At 53.0% G+C, this 22,461-nt stretch carries 17 protein-coding genes and 1 riboswitch; of the genes, 10 read left to right on the top strand and 7 right to left on the bottom strand.

Annotated elements, in window-relative coordinates; all coding sequences use genetic code 11:
• The first annotated feature begins 49 nt into the window (after positions 1–49).
• From AC3WRW_RS10985 to AC3WRW_RS10975, 3 genes are all read left to right on the top strand, one after another.
• Positions 50–6,025, top strand: a complete 5,976-nt coding sequence (locus AC3WRW_RS10985) for a pectate lyase-like domain-containing protein (protein ID WP_492546356.1) — start codon at positions 50–52, stop codon at positions 6,023–6,025.
• Between the two features lie 145 nt (positions 6,026–6,170).
• Positions 6,171–7,394 (top strand): multidrug effflux MFS transporter, encoded by a 1,224-nt coding sequence (locus AC3WRW_RS10980; RefSeq protein WP_492546355.1) that lies wholly within the window; start codon positions 6,171–6,173, stop codon positions 7,392–7,394.
• A gap of 99 nt (positions 7,395–7,493) precedes the next feature.
• On the top strand, positions 7,494–8,324 hold the full coding sequence (locus tag AC3WRW_RS10975; RefSeq protein ID WP_492546354.1) for a hypothetical protein: 831 nt from the start codon (positions 7,494–7,496) through the stop codon (positions 8,322–8,324).
• Between the two features lie 114 nt (positions 8,325–8,438).
• On the opposite strand, the gene AC3WRW_RS10970 is transcribed toward AC3WRW_RS10975, so the two are convergent.
• Together AC3WRW_RS10970 and AC3WRW_RS10965 are read right to left on the bottom strand one after the other, a co-directional pair.
• Complete coding sequence (locus AC3WRW_RS10970; protein ID WP_492546353.1) at positions 8,439–9,050, bottom strand: DedA family protein; 612 nt, start codon at positions 9,048–9,050, stop codon at positions 8,439–8,441.
• 24 nt (positions 9,051–9,074) lie between these two features.
• Positions 9,075–10,013, bottom strand: a complete 939-nt coding sequence (locus tag AC3WRW_RS10965; RefSeq protein ID WP_492546352.1) for a DNA-3-methyladenine glycosylase family protein — start codon at positions 10,011–10,013, stop codon at positions 9,075–9,077.
• A gap of 168 nt (positions 10,014–10,181) precedes the next feature.
• Here AC3WRW_RS10965 and AC3WRW_RS10960 point away from each other — a divergent pair, with 168 nt between their 5' ends.
• The 3 genes from AC3WRW_RS10960 to AC3WRW_RS10950 are packed head-to-tail and all read left to right on the top strand — an operon-like array spanning position 10,182 to position 12,164.
• Complete coding sequence (locus tag AC3WRW_RS10960; protein WP_492546351.1) at positions 10,182–10,724, top strand: bifunctional transcriptional activator/DNA repair enzyme AdaA; 543 nt, start codon at positions 10,182–10,184, stop codon at positions 10,722–10,724.
• Positions 10,725–10,744: 20 nt separating this feature from the next.
• A complete protein-coding gene (locus tag AC3WRW_RS10955; protein WP_492546350.1) occupies positions 10,745–11,311 on the top strand; it encodes a methylated-DNA--[protein]-cysteine S-methyltransferase in 567 nt (188 codons plus the stop codon).
• Between the two features lie 31 nt (positions 11,312–11,342).
• A complete protein-coding gene (locus AC3WRW_RS10950; protein ID WP_492546349.1) occupies positions 11,343–12,164 on the top strand; it encodes an SPL family radical SAM protein in 822 nt (273 codons plus the stop codon).
• Between the two features lie 3 nt (positions 12,165–12,167).
• On the opposite strand, the gene AC3WRW_RS10945 is transcribed toward AC3WRW_RS10950, so the two are convergent.
• On the bottom strand, positions 12,168–13,103 hold the full coding sequence (locus tag AC3WRW_RS10945; RefSeq protein WP_492546348.1) for a helix-turn-helix domain-containing protein: 936 nt from the start codon (positions 13,101–13,103) through the stop codon (positions 12,168–12,170).
• Positions 13,104–13,312: 209 nt separating this feature from the next.
• Between AC3WRW_RS10945 and AC3WRW_RS10940 the strand changes: the two genes are divergently transcribed.
• On the top strand, positions 13,313–14,050 hold the full coding sequence (locus tag AC3WRW_RS10940) for a ThuA domain-containing protein (protein ID WP_492546347.1): 738 nt from the start codon (positions 13,313–13,315) through the stop codon (positions 14,048–14,050).
• Positions 14,051–14,107: 57 nt separating this feature from the next.
• On the opposite strand, the gene AC3WRW_RS10935 is transcribed toward AC3WRW_RS10940, so the two are convergent.
• Entirely contained in the window at positions 14,108–15,025 is a 918-nt protein-coding gene (locus AC3WRW_RS10935; RefSeq protein ID WP_492546346.1) for a LysR family transcriptional regulator, read from the bottom strand.
• A gap of 178 nt (positions 15,026–15,203) precedes the next feature.
• Here AC3WRW_RS10935 and AC3WRW_RS10930 point away from each other — a divergent pair, with 178 nt between their 5' ends.
• Complete coding sequence (locus AC3WRW_RS10930; protein WP_492546345.1) at positions 15,204–15,947, top strand: SDR family NAD(P)-dependent oxidoreductase; 744 nt, start codon at positions 15,204–15,206, stop codon at positions 15,945–15,947.
• A 43-nt stretch (positions 15,948–15,990) separates the two neighbouring features.
• Here AC3WRW_RS10930 and AC3WRW_RS10925 read toward each other — a convergent pair whose 3' ends face one another.
• Entirely contained in the window at positions 15,991–17,439 is a 1,449-nt protein-coding gene (locus AC3WRW_RS10925) for an aminotransferase-like domain-containing protein (RefSeq protein ID WP_492546344.1), read from the bottom strand.
• A 114-nt stretch (positions 17,440–17,553) separates the two neighbouring features.
• Here AC3WRW_RS10925 and AC3WRW_RS10920 point away from each other — a divergent pair, with 114 nt between their 5' ends.
• The gene (locus tag AC3WRW_RS10920) at positions 17,554–18,459 is read left to right on the top strand and encodes a DMT family transporter (RefSeq protein ID WP_492546343.1); all 906 of its coding nucleotides are present in this window, start codon (positions 17,554–17,556) and stop codon (positions 18,457–18,459) included.
• A 103-nt stretch (positions 18,460–18,562) separates the two neighbouring features.
• Positions 18,563–18,712: riboswitch (FMN riboswitch) on the top strand.
• Positions 18,713–18,898: 186 nt separating this feature from the next.
• Positions 18,899–19,804, top strand: a complete 906-nt coding sequence (locus AC3WRW_RS10915; protein ID WP_492546409.1) for a DMT family transporter — start codon at positions 18,899–18,901, stop codon at positions 19,802–19,804.
• Between the two features lie 275 nt (positions 19,805–20,079).
• On the opposite strand, the gene AC3WRW_RS10910 is transcribed toward AC3WRW_RS10915, so the two are convergent.
• Together AC3WRW_RS10910 and AC3WRW_RS10905 are read right to left on the bottom strand one after the other, a co-directional pair.
• Complete coding sequence (locus AC3WRW_RS10910; RefSeq protein WP_492546342.1) at positions 20,080–21,699, bottom strand: sensor histidine kinase; 1,620 nt, start codon at positions 21,697–21,699, stop codon at positions 20,080–20,082.
• A complete protein-coding gene (locus AC3WRW_RS10905; protein WP_492546341.1) occupies positions 21,696–22,391 on the bottom strand; it encodes a response regulator transcription factor in 696 nt (231 codons plus the stop codon). Before AC3WRW_RS10905 ends, AC3WRW_RS10910 begins: the two co-directional genes overlap by 4 nt.
• Between the last annotated feature and the right edge of the window lie 70 nt (positions 22,392–22,461).

Here is a 22,461-nt window from a genome sequence, read left to right as displayed (position 1 = left end):
CTGAAAGCGCTATATTTTTTCTAGACAACAAGACATTGGGGGGAAAAGCATGTTAAAAAGGAAACTGTCAGCCATGCTCGCAGGTGCGCAGTTGCTGAGCCTGGTCATTGGCTCGTCCGGAGCTTGGGCAACTACGGCTGGCGACTCATCGGGCGGGGGCGCAGGAACGTCGGTCACTTCAGCGGTATACGCTGCAAACTCGACATCAAGCTCCATTACACTGGCATGGCCGGCTGTAACAGGAGCGACCGGATATAACATATACCGTTCTTCTAACGGCAATGGAACTTTTACGAAGGTCAACGGTGCCGCAATTGCCACAACCACCTTCATGGATACGGGCTTAAACGCCAACGTCCGATATTTCTATAAGGTGACTTCCATTAGCGGCGGTGCGGAATCGGATGTGGATCAGGCCTCGATTTTGACACAGCCCGATTTCGGTCCGAATGTGTATATCTTTGATTCTTCGACGCCTGCAGCGGATATTCAAACGACCAGTGATGACATATTTGCAGTTCAGGAAAAAAATCAATTCGGTCAAGAGCGCTATGCGATGCTTTTCAAACAGGGCACATACACGGCCAATATTCGACTTGGCTTTTACACGCAAGTCGCCGGCCTGGGTTTGCTGCCGGATGATGTTAACCTTACCGGCGGCGTTTCTGTTGACGCCAACTGGCTTCCGCCGCACAATGCTACCCAGAACTTCTGGCGATCGGTTGAGAACTTTGCCGAGACGCCGTCCGGCGGAAACATGCTGTGGGCGGTTTCGCAAGCGGCTTCCATGAGGCGCATGCACATTAAGGGCAGCCTGACCCTGCACGATCAGGGCGGTTGGGCGAGCGGGGGCTATTTGGCCGATTCCATGGTCGACGGCAGTGTCGTCCCCGGTTCGCAGCAGCAGTGGTTCTCCAGAAACAGCCAATGGGCTAGCTGGAACGGTTCGGTGTGGAACACAACGCTGCTGGGCAACGTCAATCCACCTGTAGAGAATTGGCCGACCAACGCGTATACCGTCATTAATCAAACGCCGGTTGTTCGGGAAAAGCCTTTCTTGACCTGGGACCCGGCCGCCAACCAATACAACGTGTTTGTGCCTGACGTAAGGGCGAATGCCAACGGGACAAGCTGGGCAAACGGGACGCCGGCGGGAACGTCGCTCTCCATCGAGAACTTCTTTATTGCAAATCCAGCAATGTCTGTCGACACGATCAATGCAGCCCTTGCTCAAGGTAAAAATCTGCTCCTTACACCAGGGGTCTATCATACGAGCAAGCCGATTCAAGTGACCAATCCTAACGCCGTCGTGCTCGGTTTAGGGCTTGCAACGCTTCATGCTGATAGCGGCAATGTTGCCTTATCGGTAGCGGATGTAGACGGCGTGAAGATTGCCGGCCTTCTCTTTGAAGCCGGGGCGACAAACTCGCCCGTTCTCTTGCAGGTAGGACCGAAAGGCAGTGCAGCCAATCATGCAGCCAACCCTACTTCTCTGCAAGACTTGTATTTTAGAGTCGGCGGAGATGCGCTGGCCTTGGCGGATGTCTGTGTGGAGATTAATAGCAACAACGTCATCGGCGACCATTTCTGGGTCTGGCGGGCGGATCACGGTACCGGGGCCGGATGGGATTCGAATTTGACGACCAACGGGATGATTGTGAACGGAAATGATGTTATTTTTTACGGTTTGTTCGTTGAGCATTTCCATCAGTATCAGACTTTATGGAACGGCGAACGCGGAAAAATGTATTTCTACCAGACGGAAATCCCGTATGACGTTCCGAATCAGGAGCGATGGATGAGCAGCAACGGCACAGTCAACGGGTATGCTTCTTATAAAGTGGCGGATACGGTGACTTCCCATCAGGCCTATGGCCTTGGGCTGTATTCCTTCTTCCGGGATGCGGACGTTAAGCTGGAGCGCGCCATTGAGATTCCCGATGTGCCGGGAGTAACCATTCATCATGCTACGACTGTCTTTTTGGGCGGTATGGGGGAGATTACACATATTGCCAATGCGGCGGGCACGTTCGTTAAGAAAGGCACAATGCGGACGACATTAAACGACTATACGCCGAGAACGACAACCGGCATTATAGGTGCAGCTGTGGATACCTTTGCAGGCAAAGCGCCTGTATTGCCGGATACGGTAACGCAGCAGTTCTCCGACGTAACGTCCAAGCTGGCGCATGTTACCTGGAATCCGATAACGCCGATTCAATTTGCAGCTCCGGGAACGTTCACGGTTCTAGGCGTGGTGGATGGGACTACGGTACCGGCGCAGGCGACTGTTACGGTTTATCCTGCGCCGAACGCTGCGGTTACCGGAATTACGGTTGGAGGAGCCGGAAACATGGCAACGATAACCGCCAAGCGCGGCACGCTGCAAATGCTGGCAGCCGTATCTCCGGCTGGTGCCGACAATTCATCGGTAACATGGGCAGTGTTCGATACGTATGGTCAACCGACGAGCAAGGCTTCCATCGATGTCAACGGCCTGCTGACCGCAGCCGATAACGGCACGGTGAAGGTCGTCGCATCGGCGAACGATCATAGCGGAGTCAAAGGTGAGGCACTGATTACCATCACCGGTCAGGTTGCCAAAGTTTCAGGCATTACCGTAACGGGAGCGGGCAATTCGTCGCTAATTGCGCTCAAGGGCGGCACTCTGCAGATGAATGCTGCGGTCGCACCGGATAACGCGGACGATCCATCGGTGACCTGGTCTGTCGTCAACACGGACGATTCGGCAACGACGAATGCGAGCATCAGTACGGCAGGGCTGCTTACCGCCAAGGGCAACGGCACTGTCAAAGTAGTAGCCAAAGCGAACGACGGCTCTAATGTTGCAGGAAGCGCGCTTGTCACTGTAATTGGGCAATCGGTCAATCTGGACAGCAGATGGAGTTGGGTCAGGGAAAGCGCGGGCTATTGGGCGCTTGATCCGAAGAACGGGAATGTGATGAAGCTTTCGACGCAGGAAGGAACCTGGGGCTCTGCAAGCAATTATCCGAAGGGTGTTCTCCTTATGGATCCCGGGACAGTGGGAGATTTCACAATCACCACGAAGCTTAAATTTGATGCCAGCAATAACTTCGAGTGGGCGGGGCTTGTCGTCTACCAAGATGATAAAAATTTGATTTCTCTTGGACGTTCCGCTGTGAGCCAGCTTCGTTTCTCGCAGGTGAGCAATGGCACTCAGACGGATAAGAATATCGCGGATCCTATAACGAGCAGCGATATTTATCTGAAAATCCAGAGAGTCGGCTCGACGTACACGGCCTACTACAGCGCTGACGGCCAGAATTGGACTCAGCATGCGAATAACTTTACGATGTCCTTAACGAATGCAAAGGTCGGTATTTTCACAAGAAAACTGAATACCGCCATCGCTTCGAAAACGGCAGAATTTACTGACTTTAGAATGAATGGAACGGCCATTTCTTATTGGAATCCGGTTTCTTCCGTTAGTGTCGCTTCGGCAGGCGGGGTGACCGGGATTACGGTAAAAGGCGGTACGCTCCAGCTGATGGCTGACGTACAGCCTGCGACTGCAGCGAATAAAACGGTTTTCTGGTCCGTCTATAACCCGGACGGAGCCCTAAGCGCAAGAGCGACCATCGATGCCAACGGTTTGCTTGCTGCTCAAGGGAATGGAACGATTCAAGTCGCAGCAACGGCCACGGACGGTTCGGCGGCTCAAGGCAGCATGACCATCCAAATCTCGGGGCAAACGCCGGTTTCCTCCATTGCCGTAACGGGTGCCGGAGGAAAAGCAACGATTAATACGAAGAGCGGAACGCTCCAAATGTCGGCAGACGTAGCTCCACCGGATGCAGCTATCAAGACAGTAACTTGGTCGGTATATAATCAGGATGGAACGGCAACGGATAAGGCGAGCATCGACGCGAACGGCTTATTGACTGCAGTTAAGAATGGTCAAGTGAAGGTTGTTGCGACGGCGAACGACGGCAGCGGCGTGAAAGGCGAGGCCGTGATTACGATTAGCGGTCAGGTGCTTGTCAGTGGTATTGCGGTAAGCGGAGCAGGCGGATTGTCAGCGATTACGTCTAAAAACGGCACACTGCAAATGTTAGCGGAGGTAGTTCCGCCGGATGCCGATGCCAAAACAGTAACGTGGACGGTGCTGAACGAGGATGGAGCGGCCACGGATAAGGCGAGCATCGACGCGAACGGTCTATTGACCGCGGTGAAGAACGGTAAAGTGAAGGTCGTTGCGACGGCGAACGACGGCAGCGGCGTGAAAGGCGAAGCTGTGATTACGATTAGCGATCAGGTGCTTGTCAGTGGTATTGCGGTAAGCGGAGCTGACGGGTTGTCAGCGATTACGTCTAAAAACGGCACACTGCAAATGTTAGCGGACGTAGTTCCGCCGGATGCCGATGCCAGAACGGTAACTTGGACTGTGCTGAACGTGGATGGAACGGCAACGGATAAGGCGAGCATCGACGCGAACGGTCTATTGACCGCTGTGAAGAACGGTCAAGTGAAGGTCGTTGCAACGGCGGACGACGGCAGCGGCGTGAAAGGCGAGGCCATGATTACGATTAGCGGTCAGACGCCGGTCGGCGGTATTGTTGTAAGCGGAGCAGGCGGATTAACAGCAATTACGTCTAAAAACGGCACACTGCAAATGTTAGCGGACGTAGTTCCGCCGGATGCCGATACCAGAACGGTAACTTGGACTGTGCTGAATGAGGATGGAACGGCAACGGATAAGGCGACCATCGACGCGAACGGCTTATTGACTGCAGTGAAGAATGGTCAAGTGAAGGTTGTTGCGACCGCGGACGACGGCAGCGGCGTGAAAGGTGAGGCCGTGATTGCGATTAGCGGTCAGGATTCCGTGTCGCCACCGGATACATCAACGGGGACTACTTCATCGGAAACATCGCCAATGGTATCGACGCCTTCCGTGACACCTAGCCAGCTTGAGGTGCATGACGGAAAAGCGGTGGTTACGTTGACGAATGGAAGCAAGGAAGCGATATTAACGGCTCTATCATTGCAAACAGCAGGCGATCGTACGGTAGAAGTGAGAATCGGCGGAGTTGCCGTATCCATTCCTCCGACGGTCATGCAGCAATTGGTCGGCCAGGTTAACGGGGATGCAAACCTGATTGTCAAAGTGCGGATTGATGCCGTACCGGCGGTTGATGCCAAATCAGGAAATGCTGCTCTCAAATTTGGCGGCCAGGTCTATGATTTATCTTTGACTGTGACAGATGGCAGCGGCAAGGAAACGAAGCTCGCTTCGTTTAAGGAGCCGGTTCAAGTGGTGCTTCCTTATGGCAGCAGCCAGTTCGATGAAGACTTGATTGCTGCTTATCTCTATGATGAAACGGCGCACAATTGGCAGTACATCGGCGGTCAAAAGGATGCGATCGGCAAAACCATTACTTTTGATGCTCCGCATTTCAGCAAATATGCTGTGATGGAATACAATAAAACGTTCAAAGATGTTCCTGAGAATCATTGGGCGTATCGCACGCTGCAAGTACTCTCCGCTCGTCAGATCGTATCGGGAGTGACCGATACTGAGTTTAAACCAGAGGGTACCACGACCCGTGCGGAGTTTGTGACGTTGCTTGTGAAGGCGCTTAGTCTCAAGGGAAGCAGCGCAGGGACGCAGTTTACGGATGTTCAAGCAAATGATTGGTATGCTGCGGATATTAACACAGCTTACAACGCGGGACTTACCTCCGGTGTCTCCGCACATGAGTTTGCTCCGAATGCACCGATAACCCGAGAGCAAATGGCAGCGCTGATCGTTCGGGCTTACGAACATGTCAAAGGGGCTAAAGGCGCTTCTGCGGATCATGTGACTGCGCTGGCGGATCGCCGCCAAGTATCGCCATGGGCGACGGCGGATGTCAATAAAGCAATCGAGCTCGGTTTGATGCAAGGTCAAGCGGAAGGCACTTTCGCAGCGCAATCCAATGCGGTTCGCGCTGAAACGGCTCAAGCGGTTCTAAATATGCTGAGTAAGATCAAAACGAACTGATTGTCTAAGTAAGATGCTGAATAACTTCATGGATTCACTGAAAAGCTCCTTCGTCGAAGGGGCTTTTCTCCTTAGCTAGTCACTAGACAAAATCCAAGCACAATGGTAGCTTAAATTAACTACTAAAGGAAAGTTTGTGATTAAAATGTCCAACCAAATGACTTCCCAAGCCGGTCTCTCCACCGGGCGCAGCAGCCGCCTGTGGATGGTGCTCGTGCTCGGTTCACTGGCGTCCTTCGGGCCGCTCTCGCTGGATATGTACTTGCCGGCGCTGCCTGATTTGGCCGGCGATCTCAACACCAGCACCTCGCTGGCCCAAATGAGCCTGACCGCCTGCATGCTTGGCATGTCGATCGGCCAGCTCATAGCCGGGGCGGCGAGCGACGTGCGCGGAAGACGAACGCCGCTGCTGATCGGACTCATCGTATACGCGGTCTCGTCCGTTCTATGCATGTTCGCGCCATCTATCGGGGTCTTGCTCGGTCTGCGGTTCCTTCAAGGCTTGGCAGGAGCGGCGGGGATCGTGATTTCCCGGGCGATTGTCCGGGATATGTATGAAGGTGTGGAGCTGACGAAGTTTTTTGCGATGCTCATGCTAGTCAACGGGGCCGCGCCTATTCTTGCGCCGATCGCAGGGGGGCAGATTCTGCAGTTCACTTCATGGCGCGGGGTGTTCCTTGTGCTTGGCGTTATCGGAGCGGTCATGCTTGTTGCCGCCGCATGGGGGCTAAAAGAGACGCATCCGCCTGAACGCCGCTCGAAGGGCGGCCTCACCAACACCCTGCGAACGTTCCGCGGTCTTCTCACTGACCGGATGTTCATGGGCTACGCGCTGACGCAGGGACTTGTCTTTGCCGGCATGTTCGCCTACATTTCCGGCTCGCCGTTTGTGCTGCAGGAGATTTACGGCGTTTCCCCGCAAATGTTCAGCGTGTGCTTCGCGGTGAACGGACTAGGCGTCATCATTGCCGGTCAAGTGACGGGCAGGCTCGCAGGCAAAGTGAGCGACCATCGTTTGCTGGCCGGGGGGCTGGCCATGGCTGCTTTTGGCGGCCTGCTGCTGCTCATTGCCGTTCTCACCGGGGCGGGGCTTCCAGCAATTCTGGTTGCGTTTTTCTTCATTGTTTCCAGCGTGGGGCCCGTCTCTGTCGCCACTTCCTCACTCGCGCTGCAGAGTCAGGGGAAAACGGCGGGGAGCGCAGCAGCGCTGCTTGGCCTGCTTTCTTTTATCATCGGGGGCGTCATTGCTCCGTTTGTTGGTCTTGGCGGCAGCCACACCGCAGTTCCGTTAGGCATCATTATTGTTTTGATGGAGATTGGGGCAATTCTATGTTTCACAGGAATGACGAAGGGCAGGAAGCCGGCGTAAACTTTCTTGCTGAATGGCGGACAGCTTCAAATTTTTTTCACAATTCCCCTGTATACTGAAGCCAAATAGACCATTTCATGAAAAAGGTGGAGTTACAGGATGAAGCTTATTCACAAGAAAATGCTGGTCGGTACGCTTGCGGCAGGATTGCTCATTAGCGGTGGCCTTGTGCTGCAGCATAACCAAGTATTCGCAGATGAAACAAGTACAGGGGCGCCTGCACCTCAGAAGGATAAATTCAAGGATAACCAGCATAGAGATTTCCGCGGTCAAAAGAATCAGGGACACGGACCGGCCAAAGGCGGTTTTGGATTTGCCCAAGGCAGCCCCATCGATTTCGCCGCCGTTCTAGGCATCGAGCAGTCTGTATGGAAAGATGAGATTAAGCAAGGCAAAACGATCGTACAAATTGCTCAGGACAAAGCCAATCTAACGGAAGATGAGCTCCTGGCCAAATTAACCGAAGCCGAGACGAAGAAAATTGACGACGCGCTCGCCGCTGGGAAAATCAAACAGGAGCAAGCCGACAAGATGAAATCGACGCTCGCGGATCGTTTGAAGAAAATCGTCGAGTCCAAACCGCATACGATGGATTTCAAAGGCGCCCCGGCACCGGGACCGCGCGGAGGCATGATGCCTGGCGGCCTGTTCGGCAATTCCGCTGAAATCGCTTCGATCCTCGGGATCACGGAAACCGAGCTGAACGCACAGCGCAAATCGGGCAAATCTCTGGCCGAGATCGCCCAAGATAAAGGCATCACCGAGGACCAGCTGATCGCCAAGCTGAAGGATCATTTAACCGATGAGCTGAAAAGCTTTGTTGAACGCAAAGGCGGCGTGCCGCCGATGAAACCGGAGCATGGCGGCTTTAAGTCCAACGGAAAACCGGGCCATCCGCCAGCGCCGGCGCCAACGGCAGCACCGCAGTAACGAAATAAAGGTTGCTTCTTTCGATCTCTGAGACCGAAGGAGCAACCTTTTTGTATGATAGGGTAAAACGTCCTTATTAGACGACCTTGACTTGGTCATGCCATTTTCGCGTCATCAAATCCCCGTTTTCCAGCGGTTCCGCCACTTAAACAAAAGGACCCCCGCCAGCAGAGCGCATAAGCCGACCATGACATAAATCAAAAACTGCTCCACCCACATGAACATCGCATGCCACTGATCGCCGAATAAGTAGCCGATTCCAAAAAAGACGACGACCCATAAGGCTGAGCCCGTGAAAGCATAAACCGCAAAAATGCGGTATGGAATGCGAATGATCCCAACAAAGTAGAAAATAAACTGCCGGATGCCGGGCAAGAAAAAGCTGAAAAGCAGCAATTTATTGCCATACTTTTCGTAATAGTTCCGTGTCTTCTCCAAATGGCCGGGCTTCAGAAACAGATACTTCCCAAAACGCTCGATAATCGGCGTCCCCAGCTTATATCCGATCCAATACGTGATCGTCATGCCGATCGTCGACCCTACCCAGGCCGCAGCCATCGCCGGCAGCCACTTCAGCACGCCTTTATACGATAAATATCCCGTATAGGTCATGGTCGTATTACCGGGAGGGATCGGCAGCGCGATAACGTCCAAAGGCAGGCCGAGCAGCAGGACCAAGTACCCGTATTGAGCAAATAAATGTTCGATTAACCCTAGAAACTTCATGGTGAATTCGCTCCTTCATATGCGCTAGTAGAGGACACGCCATAAATAAAAAGTAGCATAGGCTTCCCAGCCTTTCCAGCCCTCGGCAAGCTGGCGAATGTGGGGAAGAGACGGCTTCTCTTCCAAGCCAAGCACATGCTTCAGCGCGTTGTGCAAGCCAACGTCCGCGATCGGGAAAGCGGCAGCGTTGCGCAAGCAGCGCATGAGCACATAATTGGCTGTCCAGGGACCGATGCCGCGGATACTCAGCAGTTCTTTTTCAATTGCAGCAAAATCGCTGCCCAGCAGCAGCTCTTCCTTGACGAGCCGCCCCTCCGCCATCATCCGGGCAACGCCGATCAAGTACTCGGCCTTTTTACCCGTGAATTGCAAGGCAGTCAAAGCCTCCGTTGAAAGTCCGGCAATCCGCTCAGGCGACGGGAACGCCCAATATGTTCGTCCGTGCAGGTCCAACCGCGTGCCGAAGGCTTCGACAAGACGTCTTTTGAGCGTATAGGCAAAAGTCAGATTGATCTGCTGTCCGATAATGCCCCAGCTCATCGCCTCGAAAAGATCGGGAATGCCCAGCAAGCGCAGTCCGTTAAAGTCTTGAGTGACTTGGCGCAGCAAAGGATCGTGCCCGGCAAGCTCGTAGAACGGCGCAAGGTCCGTACCGAGATCAAACCATTCCCACACATAATGGGCGATATTTTCAAAAAGGGCCGGAGAGATCGCGGCCTCCGCGGACAGGATGCGAATGCGCAGATCCAAGTTATCCTCACTGTTGACAGCGATGAGCACGCGGTTATCCCCAATGAGAAGCAGCTTATAAATATCGGAGTTATCCACATGGAATAGACACTCGTTGGTGGAACGCGTCAGATAGCCAAGATTTTGCTCATAACGAAAAGGTTCGGGCAGTGGCAGCGTAAGAGAGCTTGTCTCCTCGTGCCATTTTAGAAGCGAAGGGTCAAAAGAGGGCATAGTCGGTTCTCCTGTAATCGGTTGATGGAATTTCGGAATTTCTTCTATTATCGCGGAAAGCGGCTTTCGTAATCTTGCTTTCTCATCCCGCCTCCCTTACAAGAGGAGGCCCGTTTGGGTATACTGAGCTAGTAGAGAAACGGCGCTGAGCTGAGAGGAGCAATCGTCATGCAGGACAGATATTGGCAAGCCATTGTGGCGAATGATGCCGCTTATGATGGGACGTTTTATTATGCGGTCACGACAACCGGCATCTTCTGCAGACCTTCCTGCAAATCGAGGCTGCCGAAGCGGGAACATGTGCGGATCTTTAGAGAGCGGCAGGAAGCGGCTGCGGAGAATTTCCGTCCCTGCAAAAGATGCAGGCCGGACGGCATCCGGCTCCCGGATGAAGAGTGGATCGAGCTCATAGCCAAACATATCGATGAATGTTATGCCGAGCCGCTGACGCTCTCGGTTCTGGCTGAGCAGTTTTATGCCAGCGTATATCATTTGCAAAGAACTTTCAAACGGATCAAGGGCGTGACGCCGCTCACGTACCTTCAACAGGTACGCATCGAAGCCGCGAAGCGGCTGTTAATAGAAACGGATATGCCTGTCCATGCCGTAGGTGCGCAGGTGGGCATTGCGAATGCCGCTCATTTTGCCACGTTGTTTCAGAAAAAGACGGGTTTCACTCCATCGGAGTACCGTCAAAGTTCCACCATCTAACCATAACCGAGGAGGGTTCCATGATGCAAACACAAGGAGCAACGCTAGCTGTCAAACCCATTTATTGGGGAGTTGCCCGTTTGTTGGATAGCGACTTTTTGATCGCGGCAACGGACCAAGGCCTTATCTATCTGCAATATTTGAAAGGGGATGCCGGGCAGGGGGAGGCCCGCGAAGAAGCGTGGTCCGAACTGACCAATTGGGCGCAAAAGTATTTCCCCGATTACAGGTGGACAGAGGATAAGGCGATGTTAGCGCCTTATGTGCAGCAGCTCGAAGAGTATCTTCGCGGCTTGCGCAAGACCTTTACGCTGCCTTTGGATTTGCGCGGCACAGCGTTTCAACAAAACGTATGGCATGCGCTGCACGAAATTCCGCATGGCGAAACAGTGAGCTATTCACAGATCGCCCGGAAGCTGGATAAAACAAGCGCCGTTCGAGCTGTCGGCACAGCAATTGGCGCTAATCCGGTCCTCATCGTGGTGCCCTGCCATCGCGTCGTTGGGAAGAATGGTGCTTTGACCGGCTATCGCGGTGGATTGCCGAATAAGGAGAAGCTGCTCGGTTTGGAGAAAGCGGGCCTGTGAGAGCGCGGGAAACGGAACGGAGGGGACACGCATGCAGATTGAGGTGAATCATAAATCAGCGAAGCAGCTGCTCACCAAAGCCAGCGGCTTCCTGGAGGGGTATTCGCATACGCTGAATCCTTACACCGGCTGCGCTTTTGCGTGCTCGTACTGTTACGTGAGACAGATGCCGGTGGCGCTGTTCCGCAGCGAGGCTTGGGGCTCTTGGGTCGACGTGAAGGAGAATGCCGCCGCCCTTCTGGAGAAAGAACTGGCCAAGGCGAAGCGCCAAGGCCCGGTCACGATCTTCATGTCCTCGGCGACGGACCCGTACCAGCCGAGCGAGTATAAGGAGCGGATCACCCGCTCGCTCCTGGAGGTGATGTCCGTGCAGCCGCCGGACTTCTTGTTTGTGCAGACCCGCAGCCCGCTGGTGAAGCGGGACGCGGATCTGCTTCAGCTGCTCGGCGACCGCGTGCGAGTCAGCATGACCGTGGAGACGGACCGCGAGGAGGTCCGCCGGGCTTTCACCCCGTCCGCGCCGCCGATACCGGCGCGGCTGCAAGCGCTCCGCGAGCTGGCCGCCCGCGGCATTCCCGTGCAGGCCACGATAGCGCCGGCGCTGCCGAGCTCGGAGCAATTCGCCGAGGAGCTGGCGGGCATCGTGGAGCGGGTGTGCATCGACGATTACTTCATGGGCGATGGCAGTGGAGGCAGGCGCACGGCCCGCATCGGCGTGCGCGCAATCTATGACGCGCTGGAGCTTTCGGACTGGTACAGTCCGGATGCGTACAAGCGCGTACACGAACAGCTCCTGCGGCATTTCCCGCAGGAGCGTGTGTTTGTCAGCCAGCAGGGGTTCTTGCCGGGCTGACGGTTAATCCGCTTGCGCCAGCAGGGGGGCGCCCCCCGCTTGACTGCGCATGCGTTGTTTGAACTCTTTGGGCGAGCATTGATTATGCCGCTTAAACAGCTTGTAGAACTGAGCCATATTAAGGATGCCGACCTCAAAGCTCACCTCCATCATGCTGAGGTCGCCGGTGAGCAGAAGCCGCTCGGCTTTTTTGATCCGCTTGTAATTCACGTAATCCACGAAGGATATCCCCATCGCTTTTTTGAAATACTTAATAAAGTAATGATAGCTCAAATTAAGCAGAGAGCAGACGTCCTCCACCGTTATCCGTTCGCTGAGATGCTCGTCGATATAATCGAGCGCCGGGCGCAAGCGGGCTATGCCTGAATCCTCGGCATGCGCAGACAGATCGCGGTTGTCATTGCGCAGCAGCAGGAGCAGAAGGTTTTTGATCGCCGCGCTAATCGCCAGTTCATAGCCAATCTGACGGGAGAGCGACTCCTCGTAAATCTGGAGAATAAGATTATAGGCGGTCTGCTGCACAGCCGGATTGCTCCGAAACAGCTCATTAAATTGATCGAGCGGGTAAGTCAGCTCCGAGAAGGTGTGCAGGTAAGGCATCGTACTCAGGTCAAAATGCTGCTTGAGATCGATTTGGAAAACGATTTGACGCAAGGAATCTGCGGAGTATTTATATGTCCGGTGGGGCTGAGAAGAACCTAAAACCATTACATCTCCAGCGGATAACACCGTATGTTCGTGCTTGGTTTGAATGGCGAGCAAGCCTTCTGTGACGACAAGGAATTCAACCTGCCGGTGCGAATGCCAGCGCCAGGGGACAGGAGGACCGAATAGGGCAGAATCGGAGCTTAACTCCCATATTTTTAGAAAGAGAAGCGGATTCTGATAAATGACTTCTTCATTCACAATGTCAGTGAAAGAGCTGTGTAAAGGTTCCATGGATTCGTCTACCTCTCTATGGGGAAGGACATTTTTGAATATGTAAATCATCGTTAGAAGGCAAGGTTTATCAAGAAAAGTATAGCATTGTTTACAAACAAATGACACTATTGAATAATAAATAGGCACAATCTTGTCTTTCCTTCCGGGCAGGGACGGACTATACTCAACAGTATGAATGAATACGCTATCTTGGAGGGAATAAGAAGATGAGTCAGAAGCTAAGAGTTACAGTTTGGAACGAGTATCGTCATGAAAAAGAAAGTGAAATCGTGCGCGCCGCCTATCCGGACGGGATTCACACAGCCATAGGTGAGGGCATTACCGGCAATGTTGAAGTCACGTATGCGACGCTCGATGATGCTGAGCACGGTTTGACGGAAGAAGTTTTGAATAACACCGATGTTCTGATTTGGTGGGGACATAAAGCGCACGACGAAGTACAGGACGAAATCGTCGATCGCGTTCAAAAGCGCGTATGGCAGGGCATGGGGCTGATCGTGCTGCATTCCGGCCACTTCTCCAAAGTGTTCAAGAAGCTGATGGGCACATCCTGTGACCTCAAATGGCGTGAAGCCGACGAAAAAGAACGCCTCTGGGTTGTTGCGCCCGGCCATCCGATCGTGGAAGGCATTGGGGAGTACATCGACCTTGAAGCTGAGGAAATGTACGGCGAGCACTTCGATATCCCGCAGCCGGATGAGCTGATCATGGTTTCCTGGTTCGAAGGCGGCGAAGTATTCCGCAGCGGTTGTACGTTCAATCGCGGCAACGGAAAGATTTTCTACTTCCGCCCAGGTCATGAGACATACCGTACGTACTACAACGAGCAAATCCGCCGCGTGATTTCCAATGCGGTTCAGTGGGCTGCTCCATCTACCCGTGAGTATCCGAAATACGGCAATCATAAACCGCTTGAAGAAATTAAAGCGAAGGTTAAAGCTTAATACGAAGAGGCTGTCCCGGAAGGTCTTTCCTGACCCGACTGGAACGGCCTCTTTTTTTCAGCTTTCAAACTGCATTCTTAATCGACGGATAAAATGTTTCACGATCTTGGAACCGCTCTTGTTGGGGTGCTGCACCCAGCCCAGCCCAACGAATGAATTGCTGGGAGTATCGATGGCGAGCAGTTTGAATTCTTTGTACAAAAGGCTGTCGGCATGGTTAAAGGTATAGTCCAGTCCGAGTGTAAGGGCGAGCTCCTCGCGTAGTGCGCCTTTGATCGCTTCTTGATTATTGGATGTAAACATGACATTAAAAGGACCGTATCGTGATGCCAGGTGATCTACGAACCATTGAATATAGTCTTCTTTATAAAGGACGAGCGGGTAACGCCGGAGGTCTTCGGGGGTGATGGAATCGCGCAAGGCTAACGCGCTATTCTGGCTGACGCAGCATTGCAGTTTTGCTTCGATCACTTTAGCGAAGTGTAGTTCGCCTATACTAGGCTGCAGGTCCTCGTACAGAATGATGAGGCCCAGATCGATTTTATAATGATGAATATCGTTCAGGATGTCTTGCGAGCTTTGTTCGGAAATCTCGACTTGGATGTTTGGATAATCTTTTTTGAAGGCAGCGATTGTTTTGACTAGCAAGGACATTGGCCCTGGAATGGTTGCCAGCCGTAATTCGCCGCTAAGCGAATGGGTATAGCTTTGTGCTTCTTCTTTCAGCTCGTTGATTTTATCCATAATCTCGGAGGCGATTCGGATTAGATGCAGGCCTTCGGGCGTAGGCACCGTGCCGTTTCTGGAACGAGTGAAAAGCTTGACGCCAAGCTCCGCTTCCAGATGAGAGATGGACTGGCTGATGGTGGGGAGGGTGACATGCATATTCTGGGAGGCGGCCGATATGGAATGCACCTTGGCTACCTCGATGATATAACGCAATTGATCGACATTCATCCGGGCATATTCCTTCATTTATTTTTAACAAGCCCTAATAAACCCTTAATTTAATGTTATACAAAGCGGCGTTATACTTATATTGTCACCAAGACAATCGATAAGCGTGTATGGCAGGTCAGTTTAAAAAGAAATGAAATATCGCACGTTAAGGGGACACGCCTGCTATTTATTATGAGATAAGGAAGGTGCTTATATGCGATTTCAAAATAAAGTCGTTGTCGTAACCGGCGGTGCAAGCGGGATTGGAGAAGAGTCCGTGCGCTTATTTGCGGAGGAAGGCGCGAAGGTTGTTATTGCCGATTTCTCTGACCGCGGCGCGGCTGTTTCCCAGGAGTTGAACGGGCAAGGGAAGGATACTTTGTTTGTAAAAACAGACGTTACCAAAGAAGCGGACGTACAAGCTATGATCGCGTCGACGGTTCAAACGTATGGCAAGCTGGACATTTTATTCGCGAATGCCGGAATTGCTAACGATGCGCCGGCTCATAAGCTTTCCCTCGAACAGTGGCAAAAGACGATCGACATCAATTTAAACGGCGTCTTTCTCTGTGACAAATATGCCATCGAACAAATGCTGGCGCAGGGCACCGGCGGGGCGATTGTGAACTGCGGATCGATTCACAGCCACGTTGGCAAAAGCGGCGTAACCGCCTATGCTTCCGCCAAAGGGGGCGTTAAGCTGCTAACGCAAAGCCTCGGGATCACGTATGCCAAAGAAGGCATCCGCGTCAATGCCATATGTCCCGGATATATCGACACCCCGCTGATTAAGGGGAGAGATGAAGCGATCACGGAGCATCTGGTCAGCTTGCATCCGATGGGCCGGCTTGGCAAGCCGGAGGAAGTAGCGAAAGCCGTTCTCTTTCTTGCCAGCGATGAGGCTTCCTTTATTACAGGGACGAGCCTTCTCGTCGACGGCGGCTATACAGCTCAATAAATAAATGAAAAACCGCTTCAGGATGTATGTCCTGGCGGTTTTTTTATTGGGGCTGCGGTCCGTAACGCCTGGCTATCTCCACAAGCCGCCTAACGCCATCCCGCAAATGCTCCTCATTCACGAAGGAATAGCTCAAACGGATCCATGACTGCATTTCCTTGAGCGGGTCGCATATCACGCCCGGAACGAAGGAGACGGAGTGCCGGAGGCATTCCTCCAAAAGCCGGTCGACCGGAATATAGTCTGGGAGCCGGAGCCATAGATTGAAGCCGCCTTGGGGGCTGATCCAATGCCATCCGGTGGAGGCTAATTCCTCTTCGACGATTTCTTTTCTGATTTGCAGGGCGATGCGCAGCTTCTCCAAATGCTGCTGCATCCGGGCGGATTCAAAGTAATGCAGGAACATTTTTTGGTTAACCAGCGGTGTGCCGTTGTCTGCCAAGGATTTGGCCGTAATGAGCGGCTTGATGACGGACGGTCCCCCCATGACGGCGCAAATGCGCAGTCCGGGCGCGATGTATTTACTGAAGCTGCGGAGATAGACGACCCAGCCTTCGGTATCGTAAGTCAACATCGGCTGAGGTGGCGGTTGATTCAAGTACATCTCGTGGATCGCATCATCTTCAATCAGCAAGCAGCGGTACCGTTCCGCCAGTTCAACCAGCAGCTTGCGCTGCGCCGCGGGGACGGTAAACCCTGTCGGGTTATGAAACGTAGGATTCATATAAAATATTCGCGGCTTGTGCTTCTGCATAAGCTTCTCGACAACCGCCAAGTCATAGCCTTCCGGGGTGATCTCGACAGGAATAAGCCGCGCCCCGTGCTGGCGGAAAATATCGAGCGCAGCACTATACGTCGGCCGCTCAACCAAGACCGGATCCATCGGCCGGATATAGATTCTTGCCAGCAGGTCAATCGCCTGCTGGCCGCCCGTCGTAATCAGAATATCGCTGATCGTCAGCCGGAGATGATGATGCCGGACCATGTAACGGCACAAGTATTCCCGAAGTTCTTCATCCCCTTGGGCGCTGGAGTAAGTGCCCATGAGCTTCGGATAGATGTCGAAAACCTTCTTCACATGTTCGGACAGAAAAAGGTTCGGCAGCAAGTTAGGATCGATCAAAGCTTGCGAAAATTGATATTCGACAGGGATCTGTTGAATTTCTGACAACGCGTTTCGTAAAGTGCCGGACGCAGGGAGCGAACGAGGGCTTTCCCCATGCTCATGAAGAGCTTGTTCCTCCGATTTGCAGGGACTTACGTAGTAGCCGGATTTCTCCTTCACGTAGGCTCTCTCATTTTGTTTCAGCAGTTGGTAAGCCCGAAAAACAGTCAGCCTGTGTACCTGAAGCTCTTGGGCGAGAAGCCGGATGGAGGGGAGCTTGTCATGTGCTTGCCACTCGCCGCGATCCATGCGGGTAACGATATACTCATAAGCCTGTCTGAATAGCAGGTTAGCTTGTGTTCCGCCGGATGACCTTGTAGGCTTCATCATATTCGCTCCTTTCTTACGCTATTATAAAGCAATCAATGGAAATCTGTTCTGCCATAATGCATCTGTTCTGTCCTTTACCTTGTATGATACATACCAAGAGGGGGAACAGTCATGATTATTTTTAATTATTTGCTTGTATGTCTTATTTTTGGCACGACGTTTTTGGCGATTAAGGTAGGGGTAGACGCTTCTGCGCCGCCTTTCTTCTCGGCGGGTTTGAGATTTTTCATAGCGGGCCTGCTTTTGTTCGGTTGGTTGATGTGGAAGAAAAAAGCTTCGTTATCCTTGCTATTCCGCAAAGAAATGCTGCTTACAGGGATCGGCTTGACGTTCGGAACGTTCTCCACCTTGTACTGGGCCGAGCAATATGTATCATCCGGGATAGCCGCCGTTCTATCGGCTACAGGGCCGATTATGATCCTCATGCTGCAAACCTTCGTGCTGCGGCTGAAAACGACGGCGCTCTCCGTATTCGGCTGCATCCTCGGCTTCGCAGGCATCGTTGTTCTGCTGCTTCCGCAGCTTGCTGTATCCGGGAATATCGTTTGGGTGATCGGCTGCGCGGCGATTTTGATCGGTGAGCTGTGCTATTGCTGCGGCGCCCTGTACTCCAAACGCGTCATTCAGCAATTCTCTGAGGCATCGCCAATCGCGCTGAATGCAGCCCAGATGATTTGCGGCGGCTTGCTGCTGTTGATTCTGTCATTTTTCACAGAACAGGTGAACGTCCAAAGCCTATTCTCTCCAAAAGCGGCCGGCTCCTTGCTGTATTTAATCGTGATCGGCTCGATGGTGGGACACAGTCTGTTCTATTGGTTGGTAGCTAAAACAAATCCGGTCTTCCCGGCAACTTGGCTGTATATATCTCCGCTGATTGCCTTGGCCGTCGGGGTTGTCTTTTATGGAGAGACTATCACTTGGGTAACGGCTGCGGGTGTGGTTATCGTTATTACAGGAACGGTTTGCGCGAATTTGGTCAGTTTGAAACAGTTGATGCAGCGACGGAAAACGGTGTAGACGGCAGTAGGCGGCAGTACATTTTTCAAATTGCTATCGGTTTCAGGCGGAAAAAGGTATTGCCAGTCAAACTGTAACATGATAAGATACACTTCAATAGAAATTGAACCTTCGGGGCAGGGTGAAATCCCCTACCGGCGGTGAGGATACGTGCGTATGTATCTCAAGCCCGCGACTCCCGGCCTGTCAGGCCGGGACTGACTTGGTGGAATTCCAAGGCCGACGGTTAAAGTCCGGATGGGAGAAGGTGAATGACAGCTTGTCAAAAACTTATGTTTTTGGCAGGTCTGTTTGTCAATGCCCCTGCTGATCGACTAGCGGGGGCATTGTCTCTTTTCAGAGGGTTCAATTCAAAATTCCTTAGGAGGTTTTTGAATTGGAAAATGCATTTAAGTTTGGAGCCAAGCGTGCGAGTGTAACTTCGACGCGCTGGAGCGGGATCAGCGGGGTTTGGTATGTGGCGCTTGGAGCTACGCTCTGGGGGCTCGATCCGCTCTTTCGGATCTTGTTGTTGAAAAGCTTTACCTCGGCGCAAATCGTGTTTATCGAGCATTTGCTTCTCGCTTGTTATGCGCTGCCGGTGCTGGTGAAGTACCGCAAGACCTTAGCCGGCAAGCTGACGCTTGCGGTCATTGGCGCGTTGCTGTTCATCTCATGGGGTGGATCGGCGATCGCCACCATTTTGTTCACGGCCGCGTTCGCGCACGGCAATGCAAACGCGATCCTGCTGCTGCAGAAATTGCAGCCTTTATTTGCGATCATTTTGGCCCGGCTGATGCTCAAAGAGACGCTGCCATCCAAATTTTTCGCGTACATTGTCGTGGCGCTTCTTGGCACGTACCTGCTGACCTTCGGCTTCTCATCGCCGGAAATGGGCCTCAAGGATTTAGGCACCGTCAGCTGCCTGTTCTCCATATTGGCTGCGGTCCTATGGGGCGGCTCGACGGTCATGGGCAAGTTCCTGCTGCAGAAAAAGTTGGATTTCCCCGTCGTAACATCGCTGCGCTTCCTGCTGGCCATTCCCTTGCTGACCGTGGTGCTTCTGGCGAGCGGCGATGTCTGGCACGTGACCGGAACGGGAGGCGGACTGACGCTTATCGCGGTGAACTTGCTGTTCCAGGCGTTTTTCCCGGGCCTGCTCTCTATGCTCTTGTATTATAAGGGGTTGTCCTCGACCAAGGCGTTCTTCGCAACGCTCGCGGAACTCGCTTTCCCGGCGGTTGGCGTCTTCATGAACTGGCTTGTCTTCGGGCAAAAGCTGACCTTAGGCCAGCTTGCCGGCTTCATCCTGATTTGGCTCACCCTGTGGGCGATGGGTCGCAGCCAGAGAAGGGTAGCGGCTTAATGTAGGTGAAACGGAGAGAGCTGTACGGTCAAGGACTGTCCCATAAATAGATGGAAAATCTCCCTCTAAATGGCTCGGATGATGATCCTTAAGAGGAAATATATGGAAAAACTCCCGTTAATTTGACCGGATTTCGTGAATTCTCATGAAATCGGTGCAAATAGTGGGAGTTTTTCCTGCTTATTGGAGCTGACAAGCTTCTGCTCTCCATTTAGAGGGAGTTTAGTTTCTCCCTTTATTTTACTCACAGAAGCATAAGAACCCTACAATCCCCCTCAAGAAACCTTCGGCGTCTTAAGTTTACCGTCCGTGTGCGCCTCTCCGCGCTCAATATAGAACGAAACCCCGCCCGGCTCGTTCGCGGCACGCACGTTCATCCCGTGATGATCCATGATCTGCTTCACGATGGCAAGACCGAGCCCGAACTGGCCGTCGCCGCCCGAGCGGAAGGGCTCGAAGAGGCTGTCCGCGATGGCCTGATCCAAGGGCGGCCCATCGTTGCTAATCTGAAGCTGCGAGAAGCCGGCCGCAGCATCCTTGTCCCCGCTGCCGGATACCGCCGTGGCGATAATGCGAATGCCGCTTTGGGCATAGCGCAGCTGGTTGTCGAGCATATTTTCCAAGGCAATTTTCCATTGATCAGGATCGCCATGCAAGGTGGCAGGGGAGAGCTCCATGTCCCATTTGATGTCAGGCCGGCGATAGCGCAGCCGCTCAACGACATCTTCGATGACCGCAGTCATCTCAAAAGAACGGAAAGGCTTCTCTCTCGCCGTGACATAATTCAGCTTATTGAGCAGCAGCAGATCGCGAATCCGCTTTTCGAGGCGCTCGCCTTCCTTCAAAATTACACCTAAACTCTCGCTCAACGTTCCTTTCGGGAAAACACCGTCAAGAATGGACTGCGCATAGCTGCGGATGACCATAACCGGAGTTTTCAGCTCGTGAGAAGTGTGCTGCAGGAAAAATTGCTGCGCCCGATCCTGGCGCACAAGACGCTCCCGCATCGCTTCAATCGCTTTGGCCAGACGCCCGACCTCATCCTTGCGTTTTGTTTCGATCGGTTCATGCCAATCGCGTTCAGCCATGCGCCCGACGTGGCGCTCCATCTGAACAAGAGGACGCGTGAAGTAACGGGCGATGATCAGGCAAGGCAGCCAGGAAATCACAATGAGTCCGACCATCATCAGCATGAGTCTTCCGAACATGGTCATAACCAGGTCGTTGCGGTAATTTCCCCAAGCGTAGGAGACGATGAAACTGGGCTGACCTTGAACGGTTTCTTTGCGAATTACATAGAAAATACTTTTGTTATCAATGCTGGTTGTGTACTTGGCAACGGGCAGCTTTTGGGCGAATGCATCCTGCTCCATGGCTTGCATGAAGGGCTCGCCGCTTGTAACAGCTTGACTAAGCGTCTGAGCCTCTTGGGTTCCGCTAATCGTAAAATGCCGGATGGCCGGAGCGCTCAGAGTTGCTGTGAAGGGAGCCATCACCCGGGTTGCGATGGAGGCTTCCAAGGGAATAACGGGCATTGCGCTGCTGGTCTCGGTTCTCTCGACATCTGATAATGCTTCCACTTTGGAAACATAAAGCGTTGACGAAGCGGCAGGAACTAACGGCTTTACATCCGTCCTGATATCTGTGGTTGGAGCCGTTTGTATCGCTGTTCCCGCTTTTGTCGTCAGGGAGATGGTCGGTGCTGCCATTGTAGTTGCTTCCATATGAAGTCCGCTCTGTGTATCAAGCAAAATATCGTACAGCTGCTCCGTAAAAAATCCCTTCAGTGTCCAAGGCAGCAGAACGGCAAGCAGTGTAAAAATGAGCAGCGTTAACGCTGCGAATGCTCCCCAAAGCTTCACGGCGAGCGGCCATTGTCCTAATCGCAGACTCATGATTTCACCATCCTATATCCGTATCCATATACGGTTTCTAAACGCAGCTCCGGCAGCTTGCGGCGAAGTCTTCGTACCAAATCATCAACAACCCGATCTGTCCCGAAATAGTCGATCCCCCAGACAGCCCGGAGCACTTGTTCACGCTCCAACACTTGTCCGTGATGGCTCACCAGGTAAAGCAGCAGCTCAAACTCCTTGGAGGTAAGCTCCACTTTGCTTCCATCCTCTGTCGTCACCGTACGAGCCTGTTCATCGATCAAATACGGAGCTATATTCAGCTTCGTACGGCGCTCAAGCAGTGCGGACGCCATGCCGGAGGCATGTACGGCGTAGACCCGTTCCAGCAGCTTGCGCGTACGAATGACGAGCTCGCGAGGCAGAAACGGCTTGGCCAAGTAGTCGTCGCTGCCCAGCTCAAGGCCAATGATCCGGTCGATATCCGCGTCCCGCGCCGATATGAAAATCACGGGCTGGGCCGGCTGATCCGCCTTAATTTCGCGCATTAATTGATAGCCGTCAACACCCGGCAGCATAATATCGAGGACCCACAAGTCCGGCCGCTCGGATATGGCGGATCTTGCCGAGGTCCCGTCAGCGAACGAACGCACTTGCCACCCCTCTTTCTCCAAATAGGCGGCAAGCACGCCCCTAAGATGCTCTTCGTCTTCCACTAAATAGATGCGATACATGAATGCTTCTCCTTCTTTCTGCATGGCGATAGGGAAAAGGCGGACCCGTTCGCAGAATATGCGTTCGGTC

Source organism: Paenibacillus sp. FW126-R14 (assembly GCF_058789495.1).
The sequence above is the reverse complement of the archived record's forward strand: the minus strand, read 5'-3'. Positions and strand labels throughout refer to the sequence as shown.